This window comes from Enterobacter cloacae complex sp. P27C (assembly GCF_014895705.1).
Taxonomy (GTDB): domain Bacteria; phylum Pseudomonadota; class Gammaproteobacteria; order Enterobacterales; family Enterobacteriaceae; genus Enterobacter; species Enterobacter bugandensis.
Map to the genome: position 1 here is coordinate 422,095 of NZ_JADBQB010000002.1, position 12,629 is coordinate 434,723.

The 12,629-nt window shown below is 53.0% G+C and carries 12 protein-coding genes; 8 read left to right on the forward strand and 4 right to left on the reverse strand.

From position 1 onward, the window contains the following. Positions 1 to 6 precede the first annotated feature (6 nt). The 3 genes from clpP to bolA form a co-directional block, all read right to left on the reverse strand. A complete protein-coding gene (gene clpP / locus IM291_RS05450; RefSeq protein WP_014069126.1) occupies positions 7 to 630 on the reverse strand; it encodes an ATP-dependent Clp endopeptidase proteolytic subunit ClpP in 624 nt (207 codons plus the stop codon). Between the two features lie 260 nt (positions 631 to 890). Then, entirely contained in the window at positions 891 to 2,189 is a 1,299-nt protein-coding gene (gene tig, locus IM291_RS05455) for a trigger factor (RefSeq protein ID WP_008503318.1), read from the reverse strand. Positions 2,190 to 2,519: 330 nt separating this feature from the next. Continuing rightward, the gene (gene bolA, locus IM291_RS05460; protein ID WP_003859051.1) at positions 2,520 to 2,837 is read right to left on the reverse strand and encodes a transcriptional regulator BolA; all 318 of its coding nucleotides are present in this window, start codon (positions 2,835 to 2,837) and stop codon (positions 2,520 to 2,522) included. A gap of 306 nt (positions 2,838 to 3,143) precedes the next feature. Between bolA and IM291_RS05465 the strand changes: the two genes are divergently transcribed. From IM291_RS05465 to IM291_RS05500, 8 genes are all read left to right on the forward strand, one after another. Next, entirely contained in the window at positions 3,144 to 3,722 is a 579-nt protein-coding gene (locus IM291_RS05465) for a lipoprotein (protein ID WP_028012160.1), read from the forward strand. A gap of 45 nt (positions 3,723 to 3,767) precedes the next feature. Next, positions 3,768 to 5,243, forward strand: coding sequence for a muropeptide MFS transporter AmpG (gene ampG / locus IM291_RS05470; protein WP_045259899.1), 1,476 nt, complete (start codon positions 3,768 to 3,770; stop codon positions 5,241 to 5,243). Positions 5,244 to 5,720: 477 nt separating this feature from the next. Next, complete coding sequence (gene cyoA / locus IM291_RS05475; RefSeq protein WP_048999051.1) at positions 5,721 to 6,668, forward strand: cytochrome o ubiquinol oxidase subunit II; 948 nt, start codon at positions 5,721 to 5,723, stop codon at positions 6,666 to 6,668. A 16-nt stretch (positions 6,669 to 6,684) separates the two neighbouring features. After that, positions 6,685 to 8,676: a cytochrome o ubiquinol oxidase subunit I gene (cyoB, locus tag IM291_RS05480; protein WP_028012157.1), complete on the forward strand. Its 1,992-nt coding sequence runs from the start codon at positions 6,685 to 6,687 to the stop codon at positions 8,674 to 8,676. Then, a complete protein-coding gene (locus tag IM291_RS05485) occupies positions 8,666 to 9,280 on the forward strand; it encodes a cytochrome o ubiquinol oxidase subunit III (RefSeq protein WP_003859057.1) in 615 nt (204 codons plus the stop codon). Before cyoB ends, IM291_RS05485 begins: the two co-directional genes overlap by 11 nt. Beyond that, on the forward strand, positions 9,280 to 9,606 hold the full coding sequence (locus IM291_RS05490; protein ID WP_006176899.1) for a cytochrome o ubiquinol oxidase subunit IV: 327 nt from the start codon (positions 9,280 to 9,282) through the stop codon (positions 9,604 to 9,606). Before IM291_RS05485 ends, IM291_RS05490 begins: the two co-directional genes overlap by 1 nt. A gap of 11 nt (positions 9,607 to 9,617) precedes the next feature. Next, positions 9,618 to 10,505, forward strand: coding sequence for a heme o synthase (gene cyoE / locus IM291_RS05495; protein ID WP_003859062.1), 888 nt, complete (start codon positions 9,618 to 9,620; stop codon positions 10,503 to 10,505). A 148-nt stretch (positions 10,506 to 10,653) separates the two neighbouring features. Continuing rightward, a complete protein-coding gene (locus tag IM291_RS05500; protein WP_192971482.1) occupies positions 10,654 to 12,015 on the forward strand; it encodes an MFS transporter in 1,362 nt (453 codons plus the stop codon). Between the two features lie 32 nt (positions 12,016 to 12,047). On the opposite strand, the gene IM291_RS05505 is transcribed toward IM291_RS05500, so the two are convergent. Continuing rightward, on the reverse strand, positions 12,048 to 12,539 hold the full coding sequence (locus IM291_RS05505; protein ID WP_023293165.1) for a YajQ family cyclic di-GMP-binding protein: 492 nt from the start codon (positions 12,537 to 12,539) through the stop codon (positions 12,048 to 12,050). Positions 12,540 to 12,629: the final 90 nt, after the last annotated feature.

A 12,629-nucleotide genomic window follows, 5' to 3' on the forward strand; every position in this document is an offset into this window, starting at 1 on the left:
CGGGCATCAATTACGATGGGTCAATACGGAGTCGACTAAGCCGTACTCAACTGCCTCTGGAGCAGAGAGGAAGCGATCGCGCTCGGTATCGCGCTCGATCTGCTCAAGAGATTGACCTGTATGCTGCGCCATAAGTTCATTCATGCGCGCTTTTACTTTCAGAATTTCGCGGGCGTGGATTTCGATATCCGTCGCCTGCCCCTGGTAACCCCCCAGCGGCTGGTGAATCATCACGCGGGAGTTAGGCAGGCAGAAACGCTTACCTTTCGCCCCTGCGGTTAACAGGAAGGCCCCCATGGATGCAGCCTGCCCCATACAGATAGTGCTGACATCTGGCTTGATGAACTGCATGGTGTCATAAATGGACATGCCCGCCGTAATCACACCGCCAGGCGAGTTGATGTACAGGTAAATGTCTTTTTCCGGGTTTTCCGCTTCCAGGAACAGCATCTGCGCCACGATCAGGTTAGCCATATGGTCTTCTACCTGGCCGGTCAGAAAGATAACGCGTTCCTTGAGCAGACGGGAATAGATATCGAAAGAACGCTCACCGCGTGAGGTCTGTTCAATAACCATTGGCACCAGCGCCATATGGGGTGCAAAGTTATCTCGTTCGCCACTGTATGACATTTCCGTCTCCTGGTTCAAAATTGAAAACACCTGCTGTACTGATTGTAACCTTATGGACGGATTATCAGCCAGTCTCAATCATCGTGATTACATACTTATGGGGTTCGCCACGCCCTATTTCAAGCATAACAACCTTTTGTTGTAACGCTAACACTGAAAGGGCGTTTTAGCACCCTTCCAGAACCCATGCCGCGATAAAAAAAACCCGTCGCCGGAAGGCAACGGGTTTTTTGTTCAAACTTTAAACCGTTAGAGCGAAATTACGCCTGCTGGTTCATCAGTTCGTTGAAAGAGGTCGCTTTTTCGGTCACTTTCGCTTTCGCCAGTACCGCTTCAACAGCCTGCTCTTCCAGTGCGACGTTGCGCATGTTGTCCATCAGCTCTTTGTTCTTACCGTAGAACTCGATCACTTCTGATGGATCTTCGTATGCAGACGCCATCTCTTCGATCAGGCCCTTCACACGCTCTTCGTCAGCTTTCAGCTCGTGGGTACGAATCACTTCGCCCAGCAGCAGGCCAACAACAACGCGGCGTTTCGCTTGCTCTTCGAACAGCTCGCGCGGCAGTTCCATCGCTTGCTGCTGGTTGCCACCGAAGCGCTGTGCAGCCTGACGGCGCAGCACGTCGATTTCGCTGTCGATCAGGGCAGCAGGAACGTCGATTTCGTTCGCTTTTACCAGACCTTCAATCGCCTGAGATTTCACGCGGTTACGCACAGCACCGTTCAGCTCGCGCTCCATGTTCTTACGCACTTCGGTACGCAGGCCTGCAACAGAACCATCTTCCACGCCGAAACGCTTGATGAACTCTTCAGTCAGTTCTGGCAGTTCGCGCTCTTCAACTTTCTTCAGGTTGATGACGAACTTCGCTGCTTTACCTTTCAGGTTTTCAGCGTGGTACTCTTCAGGGAAGGTCACGTCGATGGTGAACTCTTCGCCCGCTTTGTGGCCTTTGATGCCGTCTTCGAAGCCTGGGATCATACGACCCTGGCCCATTGCCAGTACGAAATCAGACGCTTTGCCGCCTTCGAACTCTTCGCCGTCTACAGAACCGGTGAAGTCGATGGTTACGCGGTCTTCCGCGTCAACAGCGCCTTCTTTCTCTTTCCAGTTCGCCTGCTGCTTACGCAGGGTGTCCAGCATGCCGTCAACGTCTTCGTCAGTCACGGAAACGATCGGTTTTTCAACTTCGATAGATTCCAGGCCTTTCAGCTCAACTTCCGGGTACACTTCGAACTCTACGGAGTAGGTGAAGTCTTCGCCCAGTTTGTATTCGCCTGGCACGTAGTTTGGCGCGCCGGCTGGATTGATTTTTTCTTTGATGATCGCGTCGATAAAGTTGCGGCTCATCAGTTCACCCAGCACATCCTGACGCACGGAAGCGCCATAACGCTGAGCAACAACATTCATTGGTACTTTGCCCTTACGGAAGCCGTCAATACGTACTTTTTTTGCTACGTTGACCAGCTCGCTTTTCACAGCAGTTTCGATGCTGTCAGCAGCGATAGTAATCGTTACACGGCGGCCAAGGCCTTGAGTGGTTTCAACTGAAACTTGCATCTTGTTACCTCAAAAAAATCACAGTGCTCGGTCAACTCTGAATCTGTCTGTTATACCGGGATGCTCTCTTAGTGCAGATTCACATTCCCTGTCGCCAGAATCATCCCGAAGACATTCAATAAGACGCGGCATTATAGCGGCATCACTTAGGTGAGTCGAGAACGGTTGGAGCATGTTGCTGCGGCTTTTTTCACACTTTAAGGCTATTTTTAGCCTTAAAATCGCACCATCCGCTCAAAACTCAGACAAAACAAAACGGCCCGGAGGCCGTTTTGAGGAAATCTGTAAGCAACATACTGGAAAAGCTCCAGCCGTTGCAAATCCGATTTATCAGGCGATGGTGCCTGCACCGCGACACGGCGGCGACGCAAAAACCGTATCCTGCAAGCCTTCCCATTCCTTAATGGTGTAGGTATGCAGTGCCAGCGCATGCACGGTCGTGGAGAGTTCTTCCGTCAAGGTGCTGTAGATCAGGCGATGTCGGTTCAGGAAACGTTCTCCCGTGAAGCGATCGCTAACCAGAACCACTTTAAAGTGGCTTTCAGAACCTGCCGGCACGTTATGACGATAGCTTTCGTCGACGACTTCGAGGAACACAGGGTTGAACGCTGCCCTTAATTTTTCTTCTATCTGTTCACGTATCATCATGAAATTACTCCTCCGACAACGCTAAGATGTCACCCATCCCTTTAAATGTTAGCCGCTTTTACCGTTTTCATTACACCTTGACAACAAATATTTAGCTTTCGTCTGATTTTCTCATTCAAATGCATGAAGTTCACTGTGAGACTCATACCTGTCGTCTCTGGCGGGAGGAGAAAAAGGATGAGCTGGTCAGTTTTCAGACAAGACGATGAATTTACATGCGTTGACCACTTCCCCTGGCCGTAGTCGATGATATGATGGCGGCAATTTTTCTCTCTTTAATGCTTACGATTCGTTGAGAACCTGAAAATGTTTAAAAAACTCTTCTTTCCGTTGGTAGCCCTTTTTATGCTGGCAGGCTGTGCGACTCCGCCTACCACTATTGATGTCTCACCAAAAATCACCCTGCCTCAGCAGGACCCAAGCCTGATGGGCGTCACCGTGAGCATTAACGGTGCCGATCAGCGTCAGGACCAGGCGCTGGCAAAAGTGACCCGCGACAACCAGCAGGTGACGCTGACCGCGTCCCGCGACCTGCGCTTCCTGCTGCAGGAAGTGCTTGAGAAGCAAATGACCGCTCGCGGCTACATGATTGGCCCAAGCGGCGCGGTTGATCTGCAGATTATCGTCAACAACCTGTACGCAGACGTCTCTCAGGGCAACGTGCGCTACAACATTGCGACCAAAGCGGATATCGCCATCATTGCCACCGCGAAGAACGGCAACAAGATGACCAAAAACTACCGCGCCAGCTACTCTGTTGAAGGCGCGTTCCAGGCCTCTAACAAGAATATTGCTAACGCCGTTAACAGCGTGCTGACGGACACCATCGCCGATATGGCGCAGGACACCAGCATTCACGACTTTATCAAGCAGAACGCACGTTAATCCTGCTCACTGGCCCGGTGCTTCACCGGGTCAGTTCATAAGAACATGTCCAGTCACTACTTACGCATTTTCCAGCAACCGAAATCAGCAATTCTGCTGATCCTCGGCTTTGCCTCCGGTTTACCCCTCGCGCTCACCTCCGGCACGCTTCAGGCGTGGATGACGGTTGAGAACATCGATCTCAAAACCATTGGTTTCTTCTCGCTTGTCGGTCAGGCGTATGTCTTTAAGTTCCTGTGGTCGCCGGTGATGGATCGCTATACGCCGCCGTTTCTGGGGCGTCGTCGCGGCTGGTTAGTGATGACACAGGTCCTGCTGCTGCTGGCGATTGCGGCGATGGGCTTTCTTGAGCCGACCACACAGCTCCGCTGGATGGCCGCGCTTGCGGTGATGATAGCCTTCTGTTCCGCCTCTCAGGATATCGTGTTCGACGCCTGGAAGACGGACGTGTTACCTGCGGAAGAGCGCGGTGCCGGTGCGGCGATCAGCGTGCTGGGCTATCGCCTCGGGATGCTGGTCTCCGGCGGGCTGGCGTTGTGGCTGGCCGACCGTTATCTCGGCTGGCAGGGTATGTACTGGCTGATGGCTGCCCTGCTCATCCCCTGCATTATCGCTACGCTATTTGCACCCGAACCGAGCGACGTCATTCCGGTTCCCCGCTCGCTGGAACAGGCCGTGGCCGAACCGCTGCGTGACTTTTTTGGCCGCAACAATGCCTGGCTGATCCTGCTGCTCATCGTCCTTTATAAGCTGGGCGATGCCTTTGCCATGAGCCTGACCACCACCTTCCTGATCCGCGGCGTCGGTTTTGATGCCGGTGAAGTGGGCGTGGTGAATAAAACGCTGGGGCTGTTTGCGACCATCGTCGGTGCGCTTTATGGCGGCGTATTGATGCAGCGCCTGACGCTGTTCCGCGCGCTGCTGATCTTCGGCATCCTGCAGGGCGCATCTAACGCGGGCTACTGGCTGCTGTCGGTGACTGACAAGCATATGTTCAGCATGGCCGCGGCGGTGTTCTTTGAAAATCTCTGTGGCGGCATGGGGACGGCGGCGTTTGTCGCCCTGCTGATGACCCTTTGCAATAAATCGTTTTCCGCTACGCAGTTTGCGCTGCTCTCGGCGCTCTCGGCCGTTGGGCGCGTGTACGTAGGCCCGATTGCCGGCTGGTTTGTAGAAGCCCACGGCTGGCCAACGTTTTATCTCTTCTCGGTCGCGGCTGCCGTGCCGGGGATTTTATTATTGCTGGTGTGTCGCCAGACGCTGGAATATACCCAGCGGACCGAACACTTTATGCCGCGTACTGAATATCACCGCGCCTACCGATTTGCGTTACGTCTGCTAATGGCGGGCTGCGGCGCGCTGGCGCTATGGCTTGTGGTACTTATCGTTAACGCCAGTACGTCTCTGGCGCTCCCCCTCGAAGCCCTTCTGCTGGATGCTGGAGCCCTGCTGGCCATCGCCGGGATCCTGACGGGGGGTCTGCTCGATTTTATGGCATTGCGTAAAACGCAGATGACCTGAAGAAAAAGTGAAAGGTTATTTCCCGTTGTAATCACTAACCGAAATTATAACGGTGAAATAGCCAACAGCCGCTAAAAAAATATTTGTTGTTTTGTGCGGGATAGGATTTGGAAATTATTGGAGCCAATTCCAAAACGCTATTTTTCATTAAACGATTCAGCATTGGAAAGTTTGATTTTTCGTTTTTTAGATGTCTTTTTATTGATAATTAATTGTTAATTTTTTGTATATTTTTAACAATGGTTATACCAATTGCCCCTTTTAGGGTATGCTTGGGGGTCCTTTCGTTATAAAGCCCATATCATGCGGCTTCGGTCATAAAAACCGACATAATCTGCAACACTTGTGACACGTGCGGCAGAACCCGGTAACACCTTCCTGACACAGGCCTAATGATGTTTACAGTAATGTAACCTTCCCGTAAAATGCCCGCACACTTTAAACGCCACCAGACTCCCGTGGAATTGAGGTCGTTAAATGAGACTCAGGAAATACAATAAAAGTTTGGGATGGTTGTCATTATTCGCAGGTACTGTATTACTCAGTGGCTGTGATTCTGCACTACTAGACCCCAAAGGACAGATTGGACTGGAACAACGTTCACTGATATTGACGGCTTTTGGCCTGATGTTGATTGTGGTTATTCCTGCCATTTTGATGGCTGTTGGTTTCGCCTGGAAGTATCGTGCGAGCAATAAAGATGCGAAGTATAGCCCGAACTGGTCACACTCCAACAAAGTTGAAGCTGTGGTCTGGACGGTACCTATCCTGATCATCCTGTTCCTTGCCGTGCTGACCTGGAAAACCACTCACTCACTTGAGCCAAGCAAGCCGCTGGTTCACGATGAAAAACCTATTACCATTGAAGTGGTCTCCATGGACTGGAAATGGTTCTTCATCTATCCAGAGCAGGGCATTGCTACCGTGAATGAAATCGCCTTCCCGGCGAACACTCCGGTTCAGTTCAAAGTGACCTCCAACTCCGTAATGAACTCCTTCTTCATCCCGCGTCTGGGTAGCCAGATTTACGCGATGGCCGGTATGCAGACGAACCTGCATCTGATCGCGAATGAAGCAGGCACCTACGATGGTATCTCCGCCAGCTATAGCGGCCCGGGCTTCTCAGGTATGAAGTTCAAAGCTATTGCGACGCCGGACCGTGCCGCTTTCGACCAGTGGGTTGAAAAAGCGAAGCAGTCTCCAAACACCATGTCTGACATGGCGGCGTTCGAAAAAGTGGCTGCACCTAGCGAATACAACAAGGTGGAGTACTTCTCTAACGTGAAACCAGATTTGTTCAAAGACGTTATTGGCAAATTTATGGATCACGGCAAGAGCATGGACATGACCCAGCCAGAAGGCGAGCACAGCGCGCACGAAGGTATGGAAGGCATGGACATGAGCCACGCGGAAACCGCTCACTAAGGGGCCGAGGAAGAAAATGTTCGGAAAATTGACACTGGATGCAGTGCCCTACCATGAACCGATTATCATGGTTACGGTGGCTGCAATTATCATTGGTGGCGCGGCCTTAGTTGGCCTGATCACTTACTTCGGTAAGTGGAGCTACCTGTGGAATGAGTGGCTGACTTCGGTTGACCACAAAAAACTCGGTATCATGTACTGCATCGTCGGTATCGTCATGTTAATTCGTGGCTTTGCGGATGCAATCATGATGCGTAGCCAGCAGGCACTCGCGTCTGCGGGCGAAGCCGGCTTCCTGCCACCGCACCACTACGATCAGATCTTTACCGCCCACGGCGTTATCATGATCTTCTTCGTGGCGATGCCGCTGGTAATCGGTCTGATGAACGTTGTCGTTCCGCTGCAGATTGGCGCGCGCGACGTAGCGTTCCCGTTCCTGAACAACCTGAGCTTCTGGTTCACGGTTGTCGGCGTTATCCTGGTTAACCTGTCACTGGGCGTGGGCGAATTCGCACAGACCGGCTGGCTGGCTTACCCACCGCTTTCGGGAATTGAATACAGTCCGGGTGTAGGCGTTGACTACTGGATTTGGGCGCTTCAGCTCTCCGGTGTCGGTACCACCCTGACCGGTATCAACTTCTTCGTGACCATCCTGAAGATGCGTGCACCAGGTATGACGATGTTCAAGATGCCAGTATTTACCTGGGCATCTCTGTGCGCCAACGTACTGATTATCGCGTCGTTCCCAATTCTGACCGTCACCATCGCGCTGCTGACCCTGGACCGCTACCTGGGCACCCATTTCTTCACGAATGATATGGGTGGCAACATGATGATGTACATCAACCTGATTTGGGCCTGGGGTCACCCGGAAGTGTACATTCTGGTTCTGCCTGTCTTCGGTGTGTTCTCCGAAATCGCGGCAACCTTCTCGCGTAAGCGTCTGTTTGGTTACACCTCTCTGGTGTGGGCAACCGTGTGTATTACCGTTCTGTCGTTCATCGTTTGGCTGCACCACTTCTTTACCATGGGTGCGGGCGCGAACGTAAACGCCTTCTTCGGTATCACCACCATGATTATCGCCATCCCTACCGGGGTGAAGATCTTCAACTGGCTGTTCACCATGTATCAGGGCCGTATCGTATTCCACTCAGCAATGCTGTGGACCATCGGCTTCATCGTGACCTTCTCCGTAGGTGGGATGACCGGCGTACTGCTGGCGGTGCCAGGTGCTGACTTCGTTCTGCACAACAGCCTGTTCCTGATTGCGCACTTCCATAACGTTATCATCGGTGGTGTGGTCTTCGGCTGCTTCGCAGGTGTGACTTACTGGTGGCCTAAGGCGTTTGGCTTCACGCTGAACGAAACCTGGGGTAAACGCGCGTTCTGGTTCTGGATCATTGGCTTCTTCGTGGCGTTTATGCCGCTGTACGTGCTGGGCTTCATGGGTATGACCCGTCGTCTGAGCCAGCAGATCGATCCGCAGTTCCACCCAATGCTGATGGTTGCAGCGGGCGGTGCAGCGCTGATTGCCTGCGGTATTCTGTGCCAGCTGATTCAGTACTACGTGTCCATCCGCGACCGTAACCTGAACCGCGACCTGACCGGTGACCCATGGGGTGGCCGTACGCTGGAGTGGGCAACCTCTTCTCCACCACCGTTCTATAACTTTGCCGTAGTGCCGCACATTCACGAGCGTGACGCATTCTGGGAAATGAAAGAAAAAGGTGAAGCGTACAAGCAACCTGAGCATTACGAAGAGATCCATATGCCGAAAAACAGCGCTGCGGGCATCGTGATTGCCGCTTTCGCAACGGTATTTGGTTTCGCAATGATCTGGCACATCTGGTGGATGGCGATTGTTGGCTTCGCTGGCATCGTAATCAGCTGGATTGTGAAGAGCTTTGACGAGGACGTGGACTACTACGTACCAGTCCGTGAAGTTGAAAAGCTGGAAAATCAGCATTTCGACGAGATTTCTAAAGCGGGGCTGAAAAATGGCAACTGATACTCTGGCGCACTCAACTGCCCACGCGCATGAACATGCGCACCATGATACAGGACCGACCAAAGTCTTCGGTTTCTGGATCTACCTGATGAGCGACTGCATTCTGTTCTGCTGTCTGTTCGCGACCTATGCCGTTCTGGTGAACGGCACAGCGGGCGGCCCGACCGGCAAGGACATTTTTGAACTGCCGTTCGTTCTGGTTGAAACTGCACTGCTGTTATTCAGCTCCATCACCTACGGCATGGCGGCTATCGCCATGTACAAAAACAACAAGAGCCAGGTTGTCTCCTGGCTGGCGTTGACCTGGCTGTTTGGTGCTGGCTTTATCGGGATGGAAATCTATGAATTCCACCACCTGATTATGGAAGGCTTCGGTCCGGATCGCAGTGGCTTCCTGTCCGCGTTCTTCGCGCTGGTGGGTACCCACGGTCTGCACGTGACCTCGGGTCTGATCTGGATGGCAGTACTGATGTTCCAGATCTCCCGCCGCGGCCTGACCAGCACTAACCGTACCCGTATCATGTGCCTGAGCCTGTTCTGGCACTTCCTGGACGTGGTATGGATCTGCGTGTTCTCTGTTGTCTATCTGATGGGGGCGATGTAATGAGTCATTCTAACGATCATGGCGCTTCCCACGGCAGCGTAAAAACCTACATGACAGGTTTCATCCTGTCGATCATCCTGACGGTGATCCCGTTCTGGATGGTGATGAGCGGTTCTGCGTCCAAGCCGGTTATCCTGGGAGCAATCCTGGTGACCGCGGTGATTCAGATTCTGGTGCATCTGGTTTGCTTCCTGCACATGAACACCAAGTCCGATGAAGGCTGGAATATGACTGCCTTTATCTTTACCGTGATTATCATCGCTATCCTGGTAGTCGGTTCCATCTGGATTATGTGGAACCTCAACTACAACATGATGGTTCACTAAGAGCGGCGAGTATGTTTAAGCAATACCTGCAAGTCACGAAACCAGGCATCATCTTTGGCAACCTGATCTCCGTAATCGGAGGGTTCCTGCTGGCCTCTAAAGGCAGCATTGATTACACCCTCTTTATTTACACGCTGGTCGGTGTGTCACTGGTGGTTGCGTCCGGTTGTGTATTTAACAACTACATCGACATGGATATCGACAAGAAGATGGAAAGGACCAAGAATCGGGTGCTGGTTAAAGGCCTGATTGCCCCTTCCGTCTCGCTGGTGTACGCCACCTTGCTGGGTATTGCTGGCTTTATGCTGCTGTGGTTTGGTGCTAACCCGCTGGCCTGCTGGCTGGGGGTGATGGGGTTCGTGGTGTATGTAGGCGTCTACAGCCTATATATGAAGCGTCACTCCGTCTATGGCACGCTGATTGGTTCTCTTTCCGGCGCTGCGCCGCCGGTGATTGGCTACTGCGCCGTCACGAACGAGTTCGACAGCGGTGCGCTGATCCTGCTGGCTATCTTTAGCCTGTGGCAGATGCCGCACTCCTATGCCATCGCGATTTTCCGCTTCAAGGATTATCAGGCAGCGAACATTCCGGTTCTGCCGGTCGTGAAGGGCATTTCAGTTGCCAAGAACCACATCACGCTCTACATCATCGCTTTTGCCGTGGCAACGCTGATGCTCTCTCTGGGCGGTTACGCCGGATATAAATATCTGGTGGTAGCGGCCGCGGTGAGCGTCTGGTGGCTCGGCATGGCCCTGCGCGGCTACAAGGTGGAAGATGACAAAGTCTGGGCGCGCAAGCTGTTTGTGTTCTCGATTGTCGCCATCACCTCCCTGTCCGTGATGATGTCCGTAGACTTCATGGTGCCGGACTCGCAAAACCTGCTGACTTACGTCTGGTAAGTTTATGTGATGATGAAAAGGGTGCTTCGGCACCCTTTTTTATTCACGAAATCTATTAATTACGCATGTAATATTTGTTAAATAAGCCTTTATTTACCCCGCCCCTTCCCCGCACTACACTATGGCCTGCTTTTGAACTGAGGTGGTAATGAACGATTATAAAATGACGCCGGGCGAGCTGCGTGCGACCTGGGGTTTAGGGACTGTTTTCTCGCTGCGGATGCTTGGCATGTTTATGGTCCTACCCGTTCTGACCACGTACGGCATGGCGTTACAGGGTGCCAGCGAAGCGCTGATTGGTCTGGCGATCGGTATCTACGGCCTGGCGCAGGCAATTTTCCAGATCCCCTTTGGCCTGCTCTCTGATCGGGTGGGCCGCAAGCCGCTGATTGTCGGCGGGCTGCTGATCTTTGTGCTCGGGAGCGTTATTGCCGCCCTCTCCCACTCCATCTGGGGCATTATTTTGGGCCGCGCCCTGCAGGGCTCCGGTGCGATTGCCGCTGCGGTGATGGCGCTGCTGTCAGATTTAACCCGTGAGCAAAACCGCACCAAAGCGATGGCGTTCATCGGCGTGAGCTTTGGCGTAACGTTTGCGATTGCGATGGTGCTCGGTCCCATCATTACGCACAAACTGGGTCTGCATGCCCTGTTCTGGATGATTGCGGTGCTGGCGACTATCGGGATCGCACTCACCCTGTGGGTTGTGCCAGACAGTAAAAATCACGTTCTTAACCGTGAATCCGGGATGGTTAAAGGCTGCTTTAGCAAAGTCATCGCCGAGCCGCGTCTGCTAAAGCTTAACTTCGGCATTATGTGCCTGCATATTCTGCTGATGTCCACCTTCGTCGCCCTGCCCGGCCAGCTTGCCGCAGCAGGTTTCCCGGCGGCCGAGCACTGGAAAATTTATCTGGTCACGATGCTAATCTCGTTTGTCTCTGTCGTGCCGTTCATCATCTACGCCGAAGTGAAGCGCAAAATGAAGCGCGTCTTCGTGGGCTGCGTGGCGTTACTGCTGATTGCCGAGATTGTGCTGTGGGGCGCTGGCCCGCACTTCTGGGAGCTGATCGCAGGCGTGCAGCTGTTCTTCCTGGCGTTTAATCTGATGGAAGCGCTGCTGCCGTCGCTGATCAGCAAAGAGTCCCCCGCCGGTTACAAAGGCACGGCAATGGGCATTTACTCCACCAGCCAGTTCCTCGGCGTGGCGATCGGCGGCTCGCTTGGCGGCTGGGTCGACGGCCTGTTTGATTCACAAACCGTGTTTCTCGCGGGCGCGCTGCTGGCAACAGTCTGGCTGCTGGTTGCCAGCACCATGAAAGAGCCACGCTACGTGAGCAGCCTGCGGGTAGAAATCCCGGATGACGTGGAGATTAGCGACGCGCTGAAGCAGCGTCTGGAAGGAAAAGAAGGGGTCACAGAGGTGCTGATTGTCCCCGAAGAGCGCAGCGCTTATGTCAAAATTGACAGCAAAGTGACGAACCGCTTTGAGGTGGAGCAGGCGCTGAAGGCCTGAAAAAAAGCCCGGTTGAACCGGGCTTTTTTGTCTTAATCGCGGAAGTTTTTAAACTGGAAAGGTTGACCCAAATCCCCGCCGCGCACCAGCGCCATCACGGACTGGAGGTCATCGCGAGATTTACCGGTCACGCGAATTTCTTCGCCCTGAATCTGCGCCTGCACCTTCAGCTTGCTGTCTTTGATAAGCTTAACGATCTTCTTCTGCACCGCGCTCTCGATGCCCTGCTTCAGTTTGGCTTCTACAAACCAGTTCTTACCGCTGTGGACAAACTCGTCCGGCACGTCCAGAGACGTTCCTTCGATGCCACGTTTTAACAGCTTGGCGCGCAGAATGTCGAGCAGCTGATTCACCTGGAAATCAGACTCGCTCAGCACCTTAATAGTCTTATTTGCGTCGTTCAGCTCAAACGACGCCTCAACGCCGCGAAAATCGAAACGTGACTCAACTTCGCGGGTTGCGTTCTCAACGCCGTTGCGAACTTCCTGGATATCAACTTCGGAAACAATATCGAAAGATGGCATCTTTTCTTCTCCCTTCACTTTTGTTGCGTTGCATAATACCCGCTACGAGGCATAACTCAACAGAAGCTTAGCTGTATAATTAAGCTGTAA

Coding starts and splice junctions, on each gene's coding strand:
- clpP (WP_014069126.1), bottom strand. CDS start 630: ATGTCATACAGTGGCGAACGAGATAACTTTGCACCCCATATGGCGCTG.
- IM291_RS05490 (WP_006176899.1), top strand. CDS start 9,280: ATGAGTCATTCTAACGATCATGGCGCTTCCCACGGCAGCGTAAAAACC.
- IM291_RS05505 (WP_023293165.1), bottom strand. CDS start 12,539: ATGCCATCTTTCGATATTGTTTCCGAAGTTGATATCCAGGAAGTTCGC.
- IM291_RS05465 (WP_028012160.1), top strand. CDS start 3,144: ATGTTTAAAAAACTCTTCTTTCCGTTGGTAGCCCTTTTTATGCTGGCA.
- IM291_RS05500 (WP_192971482.1), top strand. CDS start 10,654: ATGAACGATTATAAAATGACGCCGGGCGAGCTGCGTGCGACCTGGGGT.
- bolA (WP_003859051.1), bottom strand. CDS start 2,837: ATGATGATACGTGAACAGATAGAAGAAAAATTAAGGGCAGCGTTCAAC.
- cyoA (WP_048999051.1), top strand. CDS start 5,721: ATGAGACTCAGGAAATACAATAAAAGTTTGGGATGGTTGTCATTATTC.
- cyoE (WP_003859062.1), top strand. CDS start 9,618: ATGTTTAAGCAATACCTGCAAGTCACGAAACCAGGCATCATCTTTGGC.
- tig (WP_008503318.1), bottom strand. CDS start 2,189: ATGCAAGTTTCAGTTGAAACCACTCAAGGCCTTGGCCGCCGTGTAACG.
- ampG (WP_045259899.1), top strand. CDS start 3,768: ATGTCCAGTCACTACTTACGCATTTTCCAGCAACCGAAATCAGCAATT.
- IM291_RS05485 (WP_003859057.1), top strand. CDS start 8,666: ATGGCAACTGATACTCTGGCGCACTCAACTGCCCACGCGCATGAACAT.
- cyoB (WP_028012157.1), top strand. CDS start 6,685: ATGTTCGGAAAATTGACACTGGATGCAGTGCCCTACCATGAACCGATT.